This window comes from Flavobacterium sp. CS20 (genome assembly GCF_018080005.1).
In the GTDB taxonomy this organism is placed as follows: Bacteria; Bacteroidota; Bacteroidia; order Flavobacteriales; family Flavobacteriaceae; genus Psychroflexus.
This window is the reverse complement of sequence record NZ_CP073015.1, coordinates 2,826,056-2,843,778: the sequence shown is the minus strand read 5'-3', so window position 1 is coordinate 2,843,778 and position 17,723 is coordinate 2,826,056. Positions and strand designations below refer to the sequence as shown.

At 33.1% G+C, this 17,723-nt stretch carries 18 protein-coding genes and 3 pseudogenes; 10 read left to right on the top strand and 11 right to left on the bottom strand.

Annotated elements, in window-relative coordinates:
- Nucleotides 1-7: 7 nt before the first annotated feature.
- From IGB25_RS13525 to IGB25_RS13505, 5 genes are all read right to left on the bottom strand, one after another.
- Nucleotides 8-202: a type II toxin-antitoxin system RelE/ParE family toxin gene (locus IGB25_RS13525; RefSeq protein WP_211065452.1), complete on the bottom strand. Its 195-nt coding sequence runs from the start codon at nucleotides 200-202 to the stop codon at nucleotides 8-10.
- A 366-nt stretch (nucleotides 203-568) separates the two neighbouring features.
- On the bottom strand, nucleotides 569-1,588 hold the full coding sequence (locus IGB25_RS13520; protein ID WP_211065451.1) for a transporter: 1,020 nt from the start codon (nucleotides 1,586-1,588) through the stop codon (nucleotides 569-571).
- Between the two features lie 51 nt (nucleotides 1,589-1,639).
- Nucleotides 1,640-2,011: a hypothetical protein gene (locus tag IGB25_RS13515; protein ID WP_211065450.1), complete on the bottom strand. Its 372-nt coding sequence runs from the start codon at nucleotides 2,009-2,011 to the stop codon at nucleotides 1,640-1,642.
- Nucleotides 2,004-2,792 carry a DUF3050 domain-containing protein gene (locus tag IGB25_RS13510; protein WP_211065449.1) on the bottom strand — a complete coding sequence of 263 codons (789 nt, stop codon included), beginning with the start codon at nucleotides 2,790-2,792 and terminating at the stop codon, nucleotides 2,004-2,006. The genes IGB25_RS13515 and IGB25_RS13510 overlap by 8 nt, the downstream gene beginning before the upstream one ends.
- A 98-nt stretch (nucleotides 2,793-2,890) precedes the next feature.
- Nucleotides 2,891-3,424, bottom strand: a complete 534-nt coding sequence (locus tag IGB25_RS13505) for a 3-hydroxyanthranilate 3,4-dioxygenase (RefSeq protein WP_211065448.1) — start codon at nucleotides 3,422-3,424, stop codon at nucleotides 2,891-2,893.
- A 234-nt stretch (nucleotides 3,425-3,658) separates the two neighbouring features.
- On the opposite strand from IGB25_RS13505, the gene IGB25_RS13500 reads away from it, so the two are divergent.
- Complete coding sequence (locus tag IGB25_RS13500) at nucleotides 3,659-4,399, top strand: glycosyltransferase family 2 protein (protein ID WP_247653530.1); 741 nt, start codon at nucleotides 3,659-3,661, stop codon at nucleotides 4,397-4,399.
- A 90-nt stretch (nucleotides 4,400-4,489) separates the two neighbouring features.
- The gene (locus tag IGB25_RS13495; protein WP_211065447.1) at nucleotides 4,490-5,695 is read left to right on the top strand and encodes an NAD(P)-dependent oxidoreductase; all 1,206 of its coding nucleotides are present in this window, start codon (nucleotides 4,490-4,492) and stop codon (nucleotides 5,693-5,695) included.
- Nucleotides 5,696-5,704: 9 nt separating this feature from the next.
- Here IGB25_RS13495 and IGB25_RS13490 read toward each other — a convergent pair whose 3' ends face one another.
- From IGB25_RS13490 to IGB25_RS13475, 4 genes are read right to left on the bottom strand one after another with little or no spacing between them, the layout of a single operon-like run.
- On the bottom strand, nucleotides 5,705-6,907 hold the full coding sequence (locus IGB25_RS13490) for a murein hydrolase activator EnvC (protein ID WP_211065446.1): 1,203 nt from the start codon (nucleotides 6,905-6,907) through the stop codon (nucleotides 5,705-5,707).
- Nucleotides 6,908-6,910: 3 nt separating this feature from the next.
- Complete coding sequence (locus IGB25_RS13485; protein WP_211065445.1) at nucleotides 6,911-7,684, bottom strand: DUF4292 domain-containing protein; 774 nt, start codon at nucleotides 7,682-7,684, stop codon at nucleotides 6,911-6,913.
- 10 nt (nucleotides 7,685-7,694) lie between these two features.
- Nucleotides 7,695-9,059 (bottom strand): tetratricopeptide repeat protein, encoded by a 1,365-nt coding sequence (locus IGB25_RS13480; protein ID WP_211065444.1) that lies wholly within the window; start codon nucleotides 9,057-9,059, stop codon nucleotides 7,695-7,697.
- Entirely contained in the window at nucleotides 9,060-10,070 is a 1,011-nt protein-coding gene (locus IGB25_RS13475; RefSeq protein WP_211065443.1) for a sugar nucleotidyltransferase, read from the bottom strand. It lies immediately after the preceding gene.
- Nucleotides 10,071-10,536: 466 nt separating this feature from the next.
- Here IGB25_RS13475 and IGB25_RS13470 point away from each other — a divergent pair.
- From IGB25_RS13470 to IGB25_RS15235, 8 genes and pseudogenes are all read left to right on the top strand, one after another.
- Nucleotides 10,537-12,116, top strand: a pseudogene (locus tag IGB25_RS13470) (S41 family peptidase); the annotation flags it as partial.
- A complete protein-coding gene (locus tag IGB25_RS15740) occupies nucleotides 12,090-12,677 on the top strand; it encodes a carboxy terminal-processing peptidase (RefSeq protein WP_371815990.1) in 588 nt (195 codons plus the stop codon). The pseudogene IGB25_RS13470 and the gene IGB25_RS15740, both read left to right, overlap by 27 nt.
- A gap of 4 nt (nucleotides 12,678-12,681) precedes the next feature.
- On the top strand, nucleotides 12,682-13,773 hold the full coding sequence (locus tag IGB25_RS13465; protein WP_211065442.1) for an ABC transporter permease: 1,092 nt from the start codon (nucleotides 12,682-12,684) through the stop codon (nucleotides 13,771-13,773).
- 258 nt (nucleotides 13,774-14,031) lie between these two features.
- Nucleotides 14,032-14,277: a DUF6444 domain-containing protein gene (locus tag IGB25_RS13460; RefSeq protein WP_211064596.1), complete on the top strand. Its 246-nt coding sequence runs from the start codon at nucleotides 14,032-14,034 to the stop codon at nucleotides 14,275-14,277.
- A gap of 2 nt (nucleotides 14,278-14,279) precedes the next feature.
- Nucleotides 14,280-14,501, top strand: coding sequence for an IS66 family transposase zinc-finger binding domain-containing protein (locus tag IGB25_RS13455; protein ID WP_211065441.1), 222 nt, complete (start codon nucleotides 14,280-14,282; stop codon nucleotides 14,499-14,501).
- A gap of 11 nt (nucleotides 14,502-14,512) precedes the next feature.
- Nucleotides 14,513-14,731 (top strand): annotated as a pseudogene (locus tag IGB25_RS15240) (transposase); the annotation flags it as partial.
- A 14-nt stretch (nucleotides 14,732-14,745) separates the two neighbouring features.
- Nucleotides 14,746-15,003: pseudogene (locus IGB25_RS15735) on the top strand (transposase); the annotation flags it as partial.
- Between the two features lie 5 nt (nucleotides 15,004-15,008).
- The gene (locus tag IGB25_RS15235; RefSeq protein ID WP_211066853.1) at nucleotides 15,009-15,392 is read left to right on the top strand and encodes a transposase; all 384 of its coding nucleotides are present in this window, start codon (nucleotides 15,009-15,011) and stop codon (nucleotides 15,390-15,392) included.
- A 40-nt stretch (nucleotides 15,393-15,432) separates the two neighbouring features.
- Here the strand turns inward: IGB25_RS15235 and IGB25_RS13435 are convergent, their stop codons facing one another.
- Both IGB25_RS13435 and IGB25_RS13430 read right to left on the bottom strand, forming a co-directional pair.
- The gene (locus IGB25_RS13435; RefSeq protein WP_211065440.1) at nucleotides 15,433-16,296 is read right to left on the bottom strand and encodes an RNA polymerase sigma factor RpoD/SigA; all 864 of its coding nucleotides are present in this window, start codon (nucleotides 16,294-16,296) and stop codon (nucleotides 15,433-15,435) included.
- Nucleotides 16,297-16,380: 84 nt separating this feature from the next.
- Nucleotides 16,381-17,718, bottom strand: coding sequence for a M28 family peptidase (locus tag IGB25_RS13430; protein WP_211065439.1), 1,338 nt, complete (start codon nucleotides 17,716-17,718; stop codon nucleotides 16,381-16,383).
- Nucleotides 17,719-17,723: the final 5 nt, after the last annotated feature.

Sequence of the window (17,723 nt, the reverse complement as noted above, 5' to 3'; positions counted from 1 at the left end):
ATATGAGTTACTTTTTTAATAAGACTTTTAATTTTTCTGGATTTTGTCTGCTGTTCCAAATGCTTAAAATGAAAATATTTTCTTTTTTGATTTCATAAATGATTAAATAATCACGAACAATTTTTATTCGAGCATCATAATTATCGGTTGGCTTTCCGATTTCAGGATATTCAGCAATTAAGTTGATAGCATCTTTAAACAAAGAATTTGAGTTTCATTTTCAATTATTTTATAACTTGATTTGAGTGTTAAAATTTATTTCAATTACTGCAAGAGAAAAAGCCAAAAAAATAATCGATACGCTTTTTGACTACCTACGAGACCGTATTGCAGGCTATAGAAAATGCACAATCCTATGCGTTTCAAGGGTTTTAAATAGTTGAATTGGAGCCATTCTATTTATAACAAATCCGAAATCTATAACTTTAAATTCTGACTTTCTGAGGATACCTCAATTAAAGCATAATGAAATTTGGCAATTGAAAAAACACACAAATCGAAACATCAAATTTGATAACATGAGCTAAAGAAACCGAAGTAGCATCAATTTCTTTAGCTCAAAAAAAAATTATTCAATCGTATATTGAATGCCAAAAGTGGCAGCATAATCATTTTCCATTTGAATGCCGTTAACATTTTGGTAAAAAGGCAAGATAAACTCAAATCCAAATCTCAGGTTTTTTAAACTGCCTTCTGGCACATAAAAGTTTGCTCCCAAACCTAAATCAACTTGGCTTCGACCAGAGTTTTCAATGTTAAACAAAGGCATCATCATCGGATCAAAAGCTGGGTCAGCTCCAGAAATTTGCCTGATATCAACATATTTTATTCTTGTTGAAAAACTGAAATAGTCATGGGCTTTATAAGCCAACCAAGCATTGGTTTCAAAAGCATTTCCTAATCTATAGTCGTTGTCATTTGTCCCTAATCTTGTGGTATATAAACTTTGGACACCCCAAGAAAACTGTTCGGTTTGTCCTAAGTAAGTCATCCCAAATTGTGGGTCAAATGTGCCACTTCCTAATTGCATAGGATAGGCAACTGGAGCGTTATCTGACATAGGCGTTACAGAGGTTTGGTCAATATCACCTGTCGGTATAGATAAACCCATATTAAAGTGTAGAGATTGTTTTTCAGCATTAAAGAGTTGATACAAAGCTCTGATTTTTAAATCTCCAAAACCCTCAGATTCTGTTGTAAATGTATTGCCACTCATTGTGCTCAAATCCATAGTGTTGGATAAAACATTACCCATCAGCATCAGGGTTAATTTATCTGACACACCGTACATCACGCCGAGCATATGCATATCCATCTGCATTTCTTGTGGAGCTATCATAAAATTAGAATAGATATCTGAATCAGAGATGCTATTATCTTCTTTGATGTTTCCATCCATCCACATCGGCATGTAGCGATAAGAGAACATAAATTCACCTTTGTGGTGATAGTGGTCTCCCATAACGCTTATTGGTGCGTGACCATCGGGTCTTGCGGAAGTCCATTTTGTATTGTCTTTTTTTGATGTATCTTGAGCCATTGCTATATTAAAAATGAACATAACAAGGGCTAATTTTATAATTTTCATAAAATCGAGTTTTAAATAATTTGTAAAAAAGTTTAATTTGTTTTCTATAAATTAACTAAAACTCTGAGGCGGTTTATCAAAATTACGAGAGATTAAAATATTGTAAATATCTATATATGAGTAAATTGTGTTTTTGTAAAAACTAACTTTTTTAAATTCTAAGTTTAGAATAGAAATAAAACCAATAGGATAAAGTTCCATTTGAAAAGCTTGTTTATCGAATGGTTTTTCCGCTTGTTTGTCTTCAATCATTTTCATTAAATAGCATTTACCATTGCAATTTAATTTGGGTTTATCTCTATTAATACATAATACATTGACGATATAATCGTAATTTAAAATATAATTTAAAACAGGCTGAGCAGGTCTTATCATAGCAACAAAATAAAGCAAGGTCAATATGAAAGCTTTAATTTTATGCAATGGCTTTATGATTAAGAATAGATTTCAAAATCCCGTCCCAAAGTTCGATTCTTTTTTGTAGAGCAATTTCAGCTGTTTTTTCAACAGATTGCCATTTATTAATATCGTTTTGACAAAGATTTTCTATAAGTTTAATAGCCATAGGTCCGTGTTGATCTGCATCAATTTCGATATGTCTTTCAAAATAGTATTTTAAATCATCAATTTTTTCATCAGGAAATTGTTTTTGGATATAAGCGATAATTTCTGTAAACATATCAGGAATAAGTTCTTCACGTCCAAAGGTGAAAGCAGAAACAATATCATGTGTTTGTTTGTGATAAATGGTATTAAAAGTAAAGATTAAAAACGATTTGACAGACTTAGGTAAATCGGTAGTAGAGATCACCAAAAAGATATCCGTACCATGTTGAATTTGATCAGTAAATTTTCTGATTTGAAGCGTTGAAGCTGTTAGATTTTCCATAGCATCAAGATACATCTCATAATGGCTTTGGTGTTTGCCAGCTCTATTTAAGTCTGATTCTTCAGCAAGAACGATATCGTTTATCAAATACGTAAATTCTGTATTATCGCTTGGCGTCCATGGCACATTGACATTGGTTAATTTTTGTTGTAATATTTTAAGCAATGACATAAAATCCCAAACGGCAAAAACGTGGTGCTGAGTAAATATTCTTAAGTCATCAGGTGTCTCAATATATCTATATAAATTGTGGTCAAGTAACTTTTGTCTCAAGGGTTTGAGATTTTCAATAAGCTTTTGCAAATGAATACTCATATTTACAATAGTGTTAACTTAAGTGATTTTTAAATGATCTGATCTCATTGCTTATTTTGTAGAACAATTTCAATATTACAAGTTCAAACATGAAAGCCTTAATCTGTTACAAAACGTTTATCAGTAGGCATCACAGTTCCACAATTGTCTGAGGTTCTCAAACTTTCACTCGCGTAAAAATGGTTGAAATGCTCTAGAAAATCTTTTTCTATATCGTTAAGTGGAAAATAGACCTCGTGCAGTTTATGGTTGCAATTGTCACAAAACCATAATAAACCATCTTTAATATCAAGGTGACTGCGTTTGCGTTCAACGACTAAACCTATAGAATTTTCGTGCCTAACTGGCGAATGTGGCACTTTTGGTGGATTGAGATACATATCACCAGGAAGTGACATGGTTCGTTTTTTACCTTTGTCTTGAATGTGAATTTCTATTTGCCCTTCAAGTTGATAAAACAACTCTTCTGTTTCATTGTAGTGATAATCTTTACGAGCATTAGGACCACCAACTATCATCACGATATAATCTTGAGCGTCTTTGTATAAATTTTTATTACCAACAGGAGGTTTAAGTAAATCTCTGTTGTCTTCAATCCATTGTTTTAAATTAAAAGGTTTTGAAACTGACATAACTATCATTTATAACGCTAATATAATATTTTCAAAAGAATTCACAAAGCAAAAAATCTATTTAGCATTATTTTATAGTTTTAATTTTAAACATCTTTTTATAGAATTATCTATTGAGTTTTTAATTGTTAGATTTTATATCCTTAAATAATTTGTTTTTAATTTCAAATTCATACTTCATTGTAAGTCAAATTAAAATTTTAAGACTTATGCATAAATACTAAAAGTGTATGTTTGCTAAAATATACACTTGTAAAAACGGTTCTAAATTTGTATAAAAATACGCTTATAAAAGTTATCATACCTGCTCATAACGAAGCTCAATCTGTTGCAAAAGTTGTAAAAGATATACCCGATTTTGTTGATGAAGTGATTGTTGTTGATAATAACTCAACAGACAACACGTCATATGTTGCAAAAAAAGCAGGTGCAACTATTTGTTTTGAAGCACAAAAAGGCTACGGTTATGCTTGTTTAAAGGCGATGGCATACATTCAAAATCAGTCTAAAAGCCCTGATATAGTTGTTTTTATAGACGCCGATTACAGTGATTATCCTGAACAACTCACCAGCTTGGTCGAGCCTATTATAGAAGAAAATTATGATTTTGTTATAGGTGCACGTAAAAAACTTTTGAGAGAAAAAGGAGCGATGACCTTACCGCAAAGATTTGGAAATGCTTTGGCTACTTCGCTAATGCGATTGATGTATGGTGCAAAGTTTACAGACCTTAGTCCTTTTAGAGCTATAAAATACCACAAACTCCTGTCTTTAAACATGCAAGACAAAACCTATGGTTGGACTGTTGAGATGCAATTAAAAGCCTTAAAACACAACCTTAAATATAAAGAAGAACCCGTTAAATATCGCAACCGTATTGGCAAATCTAAAGTATCTGGAACCATAAAAGGTGCGGTAATGGCAGGGATAAAAATTCTAAGTTGGGTGTTTAAATATGCCTTTGTAAAAGTTTAACTATATTTTTATCTGATTTAAAATCTTTTACATTTGTAAAATTTTTAACCTAACGAGCAATACATCAAAAAATCCAAAATTTCCTATCGTATGACCATTGGAATTATCAAAGAACGCAAAACACCGCCAGATAGAAGAGTCGTCTTTACACCTCAACAACTTCATGGTTTAGAACAAAAATACAACAACCTAAAATTTATTGTTGAACCTTCTGATATTAGAATATTTCCTGATAGCTCTTACCAAAAAGCTGGTATAGAAATCAACCCTGACTTAAGTGCTTGTGATGTTCTTATTGGGGTAAAAGAAGTGCCTGTTGAGTCTTTGATTCCTAATAAATCTTATTTTTTCTTTTCTCATACCATCAAGAAACAAGATTATAACAGAAAACTTTTACAAACTATACTAAAAAAAAATATCGATCTTTTTGATCATGAAACAATTACTGATACAAAGGGTAGAAGACTTATTGGATTTGGTAGATATGCTGGTTTAGTAGGAGCATATAATGGTTTTAGATTGTTAGGTTTAAGAGAAAAATTATTCCATTTACCAAAAGTTGAAAATTTATCAGACTTAAATCAAGTCAAACAAGAACTCGATAAAATTAAAATTCCAAAAATAAAAATTGTTTTGACTGGCTCAGGAAAAGTTGCCAATGGAGCTAAAGAGATTTTAAATCATTTGAAAATACAACAAATCAGTGTTGATGATTATTTAAGTAAAGATTTTAATATTCCTGTTTTTACTAATGCTAAAGTTTTAGACTACAACAAAAGAAAAGATGGTAAGCCAAGTAACATAAAAGATTTTTTTAAAGACCCTTCACCTTATAAGTCTGATTTTATGAAATTTGCAAAAACTTCTGACCTATTTATTGCAGGGCATTTTTACGGTGATAATGCTCCTTATTTGTTTACAAGAGAAGATGCCAAATCATCTGATTTTAAAATTAAATTGGTTGCTGATATCAGTTGCGATATCGATGGTCCTGTGGCTTCAACTATACGACCATCAAGCATCGAAAACCCTTTTTACGCTTATGATCCTCAAACAGAAACCGAGACTGACTTTATGAATACCGATGCTATTGGTGTTATGGCTGTTGATAATTTACCTTGCGAATTGCCCAAAGACGCAAGCAAAGGTTTTGGAGAAATGTTTGCACAACACGTTATTCCTGCATTTTTTAACAATGACAAAGATGGTATTTTAAAAAGAGCACAAATAACAAATCAAGGCAAATTGACTCCAAAATTTGAATATCTTCAAAACTTTGTAGATAATTTAGAATAATTGAATGTTTTACATCTTATAAATCCAATCTGCTGGGTTTTGGGTTTTACTGTTTTTATAAATATAAAACCCTAAAGTAGTAGATCCATCTGTCAAATCTTGACCAATTGTACCTATAAATTGGTTACGCTTGACCTTATCGCCTTTTCTTACATTGAGTTTGTCTATATTTTTGTAAACACTGATATACTGACCGTGGCGAATCATAACCACTTTGAAAGCGTTTGGTATGACCATAATTTGACTGACTTCTCCATCAAAAATAGCTCGGGCTTTTGCACCTTGTTGAGTGTCAATGCGGACGCCTTCACTTTTGGTCATAACCGTTTTAACCACAGCATGATGTCTTGTGCCGTAAGGTCGAGATACAAAACCAGAAACCACAGGCCAAGGCAATTTGCCTTTATTATCTTCAAATTTACCTCCTAAGAGTTTAGCTTCAGGCGTCATTTTAAATCGGCTATTGGAGGTCTTGCCCAACTTTTTATTCTCTCTCGCAATGGCTTCTCTAATTAATTTCTGAATGAGTTGGTCAATCTCGGTAATTTTTTCTTGTTTCCGTTCTAACTCTTTCTTATACTGGCTTTCTTTTTTCCTAATGGAAGCAATAAGTTCTTTTTCAGCGACTTTATCTTTATTGAGTTTTTCAATGGTTTGTCGATTTTGAGCCAAAAGTTGTTCTTTAGCTTGGCGTTGCTCAAATAGCTTTTCGTTTAAAGCTTGAAGTTGTCGCGTTTGTATTTCAATTTCTTTGCCTTGTTTCTTACGATATGCCGCAAATTGCTTCATGTATTGAAGGCGTTTGTAGGCTTGTAAAAAATTATCGGAAGACAACAAAAACATAATTCGGTTTTGTTGAGATTTACTTTTATAAGCATCAACTACCATTTGAGCATATTCAGCTTTGAGTTGTTTGAGTTGAGTTCTAAGTTTATCTATAGCTTGAGTATTGGCGTTGATTTCTCTGGATAGCATATTGGCTTCGCGATTGTTGATTCGCACAAGTCGTTCTGCAACAGCTATACGCTGGTTAAGAGTTTGCACCTTTTCAATAGCCGATATTCTGTGAGATTGAGTTTCGTCTAAATTGCTATTGATTTGTTTGATTTGTTGCTCTATTTGTTGGCGTTCTTTTTCCAACTCTTTTTGAGTTTGGCTAAAAACAAACTGTCCATAAATTAAAACTATCAACAAAAAAAGATAACGTTTCATAATTTAATTCAATTGAATTGGCGAGTAGTTATTGGGAAAACTAAAAGGAAACTTCAACTCATCGTTCAACTTTATGTTTTTGTAAGTCATCGTAATTTGAATATGCTCTTTATTGTCTCCTGCTAAAATTACAAATTCTTCTGGAAATGAAAAACCATCTATGATTTGATAAGATTTGTAAATAATTTTTATTTGTTTATTGTTTATATTCAAACTTTGTTGCCTGATTTTAAAGGTTTTAGCATCTAAAAGCAAATGTTGGGTAAAACCGTTATCATAAGTAGTTAATATTTGAAAATAATCGCCTGCTGTTTGAAAATCGGTGTTTGAAATCTCAATATTCTTTAAGGCTTGACCTGTAAAAAGGTTTTGCAATTGTTCATAATTTAGTTCAAGTCCTAAAAAAGCACTGACCAATTCAAAATTTCCGTCAAAATAAGAATTGTTTATGCGTTCGTAAAATTTAATCTTTTGAGGTGTTATTATTATTTTAGCCACTTGAATTAGACCCGCAAATTTAGCACTCATCCATAAGATTTTATCCTTTTGAAATCTATAACTGATATTGATATTTTGCTGTTGATTGCCATCATCATAAACCCCTTTTATTCTACCGCGCATGGTTTTAAACCTTGGCGTAGATTTGTTGTAGTTTTTGACAATCGCTTTTAAGGTCTCATTTTTGAGGTCTTTCTTTTTTAAAACCGACTGACTTCCGCCACAAGATACTAATATCAAAACTGATATCAAGACAACTAAAACTGATTTGGTTGGCATATATTTATCATTATTTATTTTTAAGTTCTTCAGCTTTAGATTGATATAGTTTTGATTGTGCTTCATTATTTAAACCCACATAAACTTTTTGTAAAGTTTCATAAAGCTTTAGCATCATATCATTTTCTTCAAAAATGTAAGATTCTGCTTCAAGTAAAACCGTTTCAGCAAAATTATATTGTGTTAGCTCCAGTAAAGCTTGACCTTTAATCAGCATAAAAACCGCTTGTGTTGGGTATATTTCAAGGGCTTTTTCTGCTGTTTCAATTGTCGCTTGCGGACGGTTAAGCTGAAGCTCCAAAACACCGACGTATCTTAAAATCTGAAAATCTTGTGGGTTTTGGGATAAAGCTTTTTTGAAATTTTCCAAAGCTCGAGGCTTATCGTTTTCAAAATAAAACAAGCCTAAATCTAAAAAACTGGCAGAATTTTCAGCCGTTTCAGAAGCAACATTCAAGACTTGAACAAATTTGTCTTGATATTCAGGATTCTTTTCAACAAAGGATTTTATGTATTCAATAGCTTGAACTTTATAGTTTTCTTCTAAAAACCGATCAGACACAACCGCTTCTAATGCATCAAATGCTTGTTCAACTTGGTCTAACTTAAGATAAACTTGTGTTTTTAAAACATAAGCTCTCGTAAAACGTGGATGATTTTCAATCAAATTTTCTAAAACTTTTAATGCTTCATGATATTGATTTTCTTGCATTAAAAATCTTGTTAATCGATAAGCATTCAACGGATTGTAAGGTTCGAGTTCAATGCGTTTTTGATAATAAGAAATAGCGAATTTTTGTTTGTCATAAGCTTCAAAAATCACTTCTCTCAACTGATCTTTGTGTGCATCAAAACCTTGTTTTTGATCTGCTTTTTCTAAAGCTTCTAAAGCTTTTTTATATTGCTCAGTAGTTAAATACAGATTAGCTAAAATTTCATAATATTCTGATTTTTTTAAGGCTAAATCACTTGCCAATTCTAAAGCTTTAGCATAGTTTTTTTGTTGATAGTAAACCCTAAATAATGCCTCTCGAATATCAAAATCATTAGGTTTTAATTCATCTGCTTTTTGCAAATGTTCTAAGGCCAGATTGTATTGCTCTAAATCGAAATAATTTAAACCCAATTGAAAAAAAACCACGGCTTTATCTGAATGCTCAGCCTTGAGAGTTTCTAAAATTTCAGCAGCTTTTTTATAGTTTTCTATACCGCGTTCAGACAGAGCTTTAAAAAATTTCGGTTGAAAATCCTTGTTATTATTAACCGGTATAACGCTATCTTGTGGTTCAATTTCCTGTTCAATTTGAGCATTGATATTTTGAAAGATGATAAATCCCAAAAACAAAAACAGATATGTCAAAATATTGTTCTTCATCTATTCTAAAACCGAATAATCACCAATGCTGATACTTGAAAATTGACCATTGAATTTAGCAAAATTGCCTATCATAGCATTGTTGAGATTGGCATTTGTGATTTCAGTGTGTTCTTGAATTAAGCTATTTTTAATCGCACTGTCTTTCACTACTGTGCCTTTTCCTAAAGAAACATAAGGTCCAATTTTAGCGTTTATCAATTTGACACCATCGGCAATGAAACAAGGTTCTGTGATTTCAGAACTGTGAATTTCAACGTGGTCTGAAATCAATTTTTCATCTCCATTTTTCAAATGTTCTAAAATGCGTTTGTTGGTTTCAACGGTTACGGTTTTGTTACCGCAATCCATCCATTCATCGACTTTTCCAGGTTTAAAAATGATTCCGTTTTGCTTCATTTTTTCAATGCCATCATTGATTTGATATTCACAGCCACGAATAAGTTTTTCATCTAAAACCGCTTGCAATTGTTCTTTTAATATACTGATGTCTCTAAAATAATAGATTCCTATCACCGCTAAATCAGATTCAGGATGTTCGGGTTTTTCTACCAAGTCAGTAATATGACCTTTGTTATTGATGTTGACTACGCCAAAAGCTTTGGGGTTGTCCACCTGCTTAACCCAAATCATCGCTTCGGTATCTTTTTCAATGCTAAAATCTGCTTTAAATAAAGTGTCTGCGTAAGCCACAACAGCTGGACCACTAAGTGAAGGTTCAGCACTCATAATGGCATGACCTGTGCCAAGCGGTTGATCTTGAACATAAATGCTAGCTTTTGCATTTAAACCTGTGGCAATATTTTCGAGTTGTTCTTCTACGGCTTTGCCAAAATCTTTACCAATTACAAATGCAATTTCTTCGATAGGCTCATCAACAACTTTGGCAATATCTTCAACCAAGCGTTGCACAATGGGTTTACCCGCAATTGGAATAAGTGGTTTCGGAACGGTTAGAGTATGCGGTCTAAGTCGCGAACCACGACCCGCCATAGGAACAATGATTTTCATAATATAAAATATTTCAAAAATTTCTTCAAAAGTAAGGATTTATGTTTTGAATGATGTTTATCATTAAAAAATTGAGACAAAAATATTTGAATGAATATTTCAACTTGATAAATTTTGTTGAAAAAAATTATTTTTAATCCTATCTTGTATATCTTATTTAAATGACAATTTAAAATGAAGTGAGTTAAATGTTTATGGCAAGACAAGAAAAGTTCAATACGAGAATAGGCTTACGGTAGCCAACTCAGGTTAAAATAATATTTTTTGGTTTTAATGCTTAAATTATTACTAATGAAAGCGATAACTAAGTGCTATCTAGTTTAAAATCAAATATTCAAATCAAAACAAACAGTGCTTAGCTACTCTTTAACAAACTATTATGTGAAATCTATTAGCTTAAAATTTTAATTTGGCTTAATTTGTGCTTTTGATTTTATAATTTTGAAAACTTATAAACAATAATCTAATGAAAAATAAATTTGCATTACTATGCATTGCTGTGCTTTTGGCTGTAAGCTCGTGTAGCTTCACCGCTAAAAAATTTGATGGAGAAGGTTCTGATAAAGATAAAATTCTAATTGAACTTATAACCTATGTGATAGACCAAGGTCACTACGATAAGCGTGAAATTGACAACGACTTTTCAGAACAGGTTTATAAAGAATTTATTGAAAGTCTTGACCCGATGAAACGTCATTTTACCCAAAAAGACCTTAAGGATTTTAGCCAATACGAAACTGAAATCGATGATCAAATCCGCGACAAAGATATCAGCTTTTTCAATTTAGTTTACAACCGTTACCAACAGCGTCTTGATGAAACTAAAGCTTTTTACAGCTCTATTTTAGAAGATGATTTCGATTTGAATTCTGATGATCATATCAATACAGACTACGAAAATTTGGAGTATGTCAAAAACACAAAAGCCTTAAAAGAACGCTGGAGAAAACAATTAAACTTTTCATTTCTATCTAATTATTATTCAGCCTATGACACCCAAAATGCTCAAGCAGAAAAAAGTGATACCATAGAATTAAAATCAACCGAAGAACTTAAAGAAGAAGCTATTGACCAAACCCGTGAATCGATAGAGCGATATTTTTCAAACTCTGAAGATTTAAGACGTGAAGATTGGTTCAATTTATATGTCAATACAATCGTGTCTCAATTTGATCCACATACTGCATATTTAGCACCAAGAGATAAAGAGCGTTTTGATATTTCGATGTCTGGTAAACTAGAAGGCATTGGTGCAAGACTTCAAAAATTAAGAGACAATGTGAAAATTGTTGAAATTATTTCTGGCAGTCCAGCTTGGCGTGGCAAAGAGTTAGAAGTAGGTGATTTAATCATAAAAGTTAAACAAGAAGACGAAGACCAAGCCGTCAATATTACTGGAATGCGCTTAGATGACGCCGTTGAACTTATCAAAGGTCCAAAAGGCACTAAAGTGACATTAACCGTTAAAAGAGTGGATGGCACTTTTGAGAATATTACCATTGTAAGAGATATAGTTGAAATAGAAGAAACCTATGCTAAATCTACCATCATTGAAAAAGCCGATACAAAATTTGGGTTTATCAATTTGCCCAAATTCTATTTCAATATGGACAACTATAATGAACGCAATGCCGCATCTGATGTTGAAAAAGAAATCAAAAAACTAAAAAAGTCTGAAGTACAAGGACTTATAATCGATTTAAGAAATAATGGCGGTGGCTCTTTATCAACAGTTATAGAAATGGCTGGATTGTTTATTGATAAAGGACCTGTAGTCCAAGTTAGAGATAAAGATGGCAATGTTGAAGTTTTAAAAGACAAGAAAAAAGGCACTCTTTGGGATGGTCCACTCGTGATTTTGGTCAATGAACTTTCTGCTTCAGCTTCCGAAATTTTAGTGCATCTATGCAAGATTATAAACGTGCTGTAATTATTGGCAGTCGCCAAACTTATGGCAAAGGAACCGTACAAAATGTAGCCAACCTTAACCGCTGGATGCGCAATAATTCCTTAGGCGATATGGGTGCATTAAAATTGACTACACAAAAGTTCTATCGCATCAGCGGTGGTTCAACTCAACTAAAAGGCGTTGAAAGTGATGTCGTAATACCAGACCGTTATTCATTTATCGATATTGGTGAAAGAGATTACGAAAACCCTTTACCTTATGACAAAATTCAACAAGCAGATTATAATGATTGGGCTGGCTATGAAAACCTTGAAGAAATTGTTTCAGAAAGTCAAAACCGTATGGACAATCACCAATTAGTTGCTTTGATTGAAGAACAGGCTAAGTGGATTAAAACTCAACGCGATAAAAATGATTTTCCGCTTAATTTTCAAGCTTATAAACAATTAATTGAAGAAGCCGATGCTCAAGCCAAAAGATTTGATTCGCTCAACAATTACAAAAATGACTTAAGTTTTAAGTCTTTACCATCTGAAATTGATGCTTTTGAAACCGATGAAACTTTAAAAGATAAGCGAGAAAACTGGCACAACAACTTGCAAAAAGACATCTATGTAGAGGAAGCTGTCTCTGTTTTAGAAGACTTGAGACAACACACCAAAAACTTTAAATTGGCTGAAGCTTCGTCACAAAAATAAGGTTATGAAAAGTCCAAAAGGACAATCACTATTTAGCTTAGCGCTCCAAAAATTTAAAACGCGTTTTTGGGGCGTTTTTAGTTTAAGCTATATTGTATTTTGTGCTTTAATTGCACTTTTAGCTTATGTAATTGCACCAGACGCTTCGGTCAATGCCAATCAAATGCAGTTGGCTATACATTCTAAATCACCTGGTTTTGAAACTTTAGTCATTGAAATTCCTAATCAAAACGAAGCTGAAAATTCTTGGACATCTTGGTTAACTGGTCAAAAATCAGTCAATTCTATCATACCTATTCAAGATTATCAAATAAAGAATAACTTTATTGAAATCACGCCTTTTGACGCTACAGCACCTAAAGAAAGAATTGCTATAGACCGTTTTAAAAACGTCAGAGAAATTGAACAAAATTATATTTACACCAAAACCTATTGGCTTGGCACTGACCGCTATGGTCGAGATATGCTCAGCCGATTGCTGATTGGGACACGGGTTTCTTTGTCTATTGGATTTGTGGCAGTTTTTATTTCTTTAGTTATCGGAATTTTTATCGGTGCACTTGGCGGCTATTTTGGCGGTGCAATAGATCAATTTGTGATGTGGCTTATCAATGTTACTTGGTCTATTCCAACATTGCTTTTGGTCATCGCTTTGACATTAGCTTTAGGTAAAGGATTTTGGCAAGTTTTTATCGCTGTAGGCTTAACCATGTGGGTAGAAGTTGCCCGAGTGGTACGTGGACAAGTAAAAAGCGTCAAACAAATGCCCTACATTACCGCAGCACATGCTTTGGGATACTCGCATTGGCGGATAGTAACCAAACATATTTTACCAAACATTATGGCACCTGTCATTGTGATTTCTGCAGCAAATTTTGCAGCGGCAATTCTTATCGAAAGTGGTTTGAGTTTTCTTGGTATTGGTGCACAACCACCTATTCCCACATGGGGTAATATGATTAAAGAACATTACAATTATATCGTGCTTGGTCAAGCTCATTTGGCTATTATTCCTGGTTTAGCCATCATGAGTTTAGTCATGGCGTTTATGATGATTGGCAATACGCTGAGAGATGCATTTGATGTGAAAAATTAAAAATAGCTTTCGGCAAAAATGCAGAGTAACTAATCAGTGTCAAAAATAAGACTATAAATTTTGGATAATACAAACTGAGCATATATTTTCTTTGTGCTTATTTCAATTTTTTAAAAAAAATTTCAAATAAGCCACTCATTAGAGCTTGATTTTAAAAATCAGACCTTTATCAACATTTTTAACTTTTTGGATTGATAACTAATTGGTTAATAATTTGTTTGTTACAAACATACCACCCTACATTTGTAAGAAAAAAAGTTGGAAAAGGATAAGCTTATAGAATCACTCTTGCAGAAGGTAGAAGAACTTTCTAAAAAGCTAATTGCTTTAGAATTAGAAAATAGTCAACTTAAAGCACGACTTACCAAATATGAAACTCCAAAAAACAGTAATAATAGCTCCATACCACCCTCAAAGGATGAAAATAGACCAAAGAGGAAAAGCCTAAGAATAAAGACAGGGCGTAAGCCAGGTGGGCAAACAGAAGAAAAGGCAATACTTTGAAGATGGTTGAGATACCTGATGTTACAGAAGAACACATACCAGATTATTGTAACTGTTGTGGAAACGACCTTTCATCACTTCCACATCAATATGCAGGAAGTCGACAGGTATTTGACATCCCTGAAATAAAAATAAAAGTCACAGAACACAAGGTTTATAAAAAGTTTGTCCTTGCGGTTGTGAAACAAAAAGCGACTATCCATCACAAGCAAATGCACCCGTAAGCTATGGGAATAATATTGAAAGTTTAATAGGATATTTTCATACCAGACAATACTTGCCTTTTAAGAGAATGCAAGAAATGTTCAATACGGTTTTTAATATTCCTATAAGTGAAGGAGGAATACACTATTTATTAAACAAACTTGTCACTAAAGCTGAACCTGCATATAATCTGATAAAACAAGAAATAGCAAACTCAAAATCACCTATCGGTAGCGATGAAACAGAGTAAAAGTATCAGGAGACAAAAACTGGGCGTGGACATGGCAAAATGAAAAAGCAACCTTTATTACCATAACTGATAATAGAGGACAAAAAAGTATAGAACAAACCTTTGAAAATGGTTTTGAAAATGCTGTGTTAGTGCACGATTGTTGGAAGAGTCATTTCAATACCAACGCTCAATCACACCAAATTTGCATGGCACATTTACTTCGGGATTTAAACTATCTAACTGAAAGCATGATCATAAATGGAGTAGAGCTTGCAAAAACTTATTTTTAAAAGCCATCAACTTTAAGAAAAATATAAAAGATATAGCCTTTAACAAGGATTGTCCAATAAAGAAAAGTATAGAAAAAAGAATGGATATCATCTTAAATCATGATCCGCCAAAAGAACATAAAGAATTAATAACTTTTAAAAAAAGACTTATAAAATACAGGAACTATATCTTTACATTCCTCTATCATCTGGATGTACCTCCAGATAACAACGCCTCTGAAAGAGCAATAAGAAATATAAAAGTAAAACAGAAAATCTCTGGACAATTTAGATCAGAACAGGGCTGTGATAACTTTGCCATACTTAGATCTGTAACAGATTCTTGTTTAAAAAATCAGCAATCAGTTTTATCTACACTAAATATTATTGCTAATTTGCGGACTGATTAGTTACAATGCAGATATTATTTTAAATTTTCACATCAAATTGTTATCCCAAATAATTTTTAAGAATTCGGCTTCGATTGGTATGTTTTAGTCGCCTTACGCCTTTTTCTTTTATTTGTCTCACGCGTTCGCGGGTCAAACTAAATATTTGTCCAATTTCTTCAAGCGTCATGGGTTGTTGATTGTTTAACCCAAAATACAAGCGAATCACATCTGCTTCTCTAGCCGTTAAAGTTTCTAAAGCACGTTCAATTTCCGTTTGAAGCGACTCGTGAAGGAGTTGTTTATCAGGATTTGGCGATTCTCCAAAATTAAGAACATCATACAAATTAGAATCTTCACCTTCAACCAAAGGAGCATCCAAAGATTGATGGCGACCAGAATTTTTAAGCGATTCTTTAACATCGTTCACGCTCATATCCAATTCTTTAGCAATTTCCTCAGGACTTGGTGGTCGTTCGTTGTTTTGTTCTAAAAGTGCGTAAGCTTTGTTGATTTTATTAATTGTGCCAATTTTATTAAGAGGCAATCTAACAACTCGAGATTGTTCTGCTAAAGCTTGTAAAATAGATTGCCTAATCCACCACACGGCATAAGATATAAACTTAAAACCGCGGGTTTCGTCAAAACGCTTTGTCGCTTTTATCAACCCAAGATTACCTTCGTTGATCAAGTCTGGTAAAGTTAAACCTTGATTTTGATATTGTTTAGCTACGGAAACTACAAATCTTAAATTAGCGTTGGTCAGTTTTTCTAAAGCTTTATCGTCGCCAGCTTTAATGCGTTGTGCCAATTCTACTTCTTCTTCGGCTGTAATTAAGTCAACTTTACCGATTTCTTGAAGGTATTTGTCTAAAGAAGCAGTTTCGCGATTGGTAACCTGTTTGGTGATTTTGAGTTGTCTCATCCTGTTAAAATTGTTTCTACATATATTTATACGTAAAAAACAACCCTAGGTTACATAATCAAAGTTAAATTTTCGATTTATATTTTATCTCAATATGCCAGAAGGAAACGAAACCACACTTTCAAAGCCGTTTTTGCCAACAGTAGCAACACCGAACAAATAATTATCAATAACAATATTTTTTAGTGTAAACTCGTTGACATCACCAACATAACGACTGTATTGCCAAATTGGTGAAGTGGTTTCACGCCAATAAATTTTATAGCCTTTCACATTTGTGTCTTCAGATTTTTTCCACTTTAATGTTGTAGATGGCTGAACAGCTCCACCGATTTCTACATTTTCAGGTTGTAATGGTGCCCAACCTAAACTTGCCAAATTAATGGCATTGACTGCCGTAAGTTTTTTAGCATAATCAAAATTGACATGCTTAACAACATCGCCATATTCTATCCCGTTTTCAACACGAACATCTTGATGTTGCCAAATATAATTTTCATGAGCTTCCATAATTCTAATGCCAGCAAAACCTATGTCGTTAAAAGGTTTATGATAGCCACCACGACCAAAACGATCTAATCTATAAATCATCATTGGGTTCATTTCTGGCATATAAGTTTTGACGGTTTTGTGAATATATCTGGCCAATTGACGAGATTTACCATCGACTTCACCACCATAATAACGTTTCATAATTCTCTCTCGTTCTGTTTCTGTGGGATTATGGGCTTCGCTAAAAATTCTAAAACTACGGTTATCAATCACGCCATCAATACCTTGAATATTGCCTATCATGTCATTGTTAAAAACACCAATGATGTTCCAATTATTATCTTGAGCATATTTAGCCAAAAATTGTCCACCAAAAAGACCTTGTTCCTCTCCGCTTAGTCCAACAAAAGCTATGCTGTTTTTGAATTTATATTGAGACAAAACGCGAGCCGCTTCAATTGTGCCTGCCATTCCACTTGCATTGTCATTAGCACCTGGTGCATCGGTTGTGAAATCTTGAGTATCAGACGCTCTGGAATCTATATCGCCACTCATCATCACAAACGAATTTCGATTTTGAGTTCCTCTCAAAATAGCCACCACATTGACAACTTCAGCATCTTTTGGCACACGTTTTCCCATGTCGGTAGTAACCATTGTGCGGTGATAAAACACTTCTAAACAACCATTACATTCTTTTGAAATTTTATCAAATTCTGCTTTTATCCATCGTCTTGCCGCACCAATACCGCGGGTTTCGCTCAATGTATCACTAAAGGTATTTCTTGTTCCAAATCCTGCTAATTTTCGAATGTCTTTTTCTATATGTTCAGCTGAAACACTGTCTATGATATTGTATATTTTTTGACTTTGTTGAGCATAAATATTAGATACGAAAATAAAAACAGCTAATTTTAAAAGGGTTTTCATAAAAT

Bases quoted from the DNA above. Each gene is read 5' to 3' on its own strand.
- IGB25_RS13505 (WP_211065448.1), bottom strand. From the start codon at position 3,424: ATGTCAGTTTCAAAACCTTTTAATTTAAAACAATGGATTGAAGACAAC.
- IGB25_RS13520 (WP_211065451.1), bottom strand. From the start codon at position 1,588: ATGAAAATTATAAAATTAGCCCTTGTTATGTTCATTTTTAATATAGCA.
- IGB25_RS15740 (WP_371815990.1), top strand. From the start codon at position 12,090: ATGGGTGCATTAAAATTGACTACACAAAAGTTCTATCGCATCAGCGGT.
- IGB25_RS13430 (WP_211065439.1), bottom strand. From the start codon at position 17,718: ATGAAAACCCTTTTAAAATTAGCTGTTTTTATTTTCGTATCTAATATT.
- IGB25_RS13485 (WP_211065445.1), bottom strand. From the start codon at position 7,684: ATGCCAACCAAATCAGTTTTAGTTGTCTTGATATCAGTTTTGATATTA.
- IGB25_RS13455 (WP_211065441.1), top strand. From the start codon at position 14,280: ATGGTTGAGATACCTGATGTTACAGAAGAACACATACCAGATTATTGT.
- IGB25_RS13510 (WP_211065449.1), bottom strand. From the start codon at position 2,792: ATGAGTATTCATTTGCAAAAGCTTATTGAAAATCTCAAACCCTTGAGA.
- IGB25_RS13490 (WP_211065446.1), bottom strand. From the start codon at position 6,907: ATGAAACGTTATCTTTTTTTGTTGATAGTTTTAATTTATGGACAGTTT.
- IGB25_RS13475 (WP_211065443.1), bottom strand. From the start codon at position 10,070: ATGAAAATCATTGTTCCTATGGCGGGTCGTGGTTCGCGACTTAGACCG.
- IGB25_RS13435 (WP_211065440.1), bottom strand. From the start codon at position 16,296: ATGAGACAACTCAAAATCACCAAACAGGTTACCAATCGCGAAACTGCT.
- IGB25_RS13495 (WP_211065447.1), top strand. From the start codon at position 4,490: ATGACCATTGGAATTATCAAAGAACGCAAAACACCGCCAGATAGAAGA.
- IGB25_RS13465 (WP_211065442.1), top strand. From the start codon at position 12,682: ATGAAAAGTCCAAAAGGACAATCACTATTTAGCTTAGCGCTCCAAAAA.
- IGB25_RS13480 (WP_211065444.1), bottom strand. From the start codon at position 9,059: ATGAAGAACAATATTTTGACATATCTGTTTTTGTTTTTGGGATTTATC.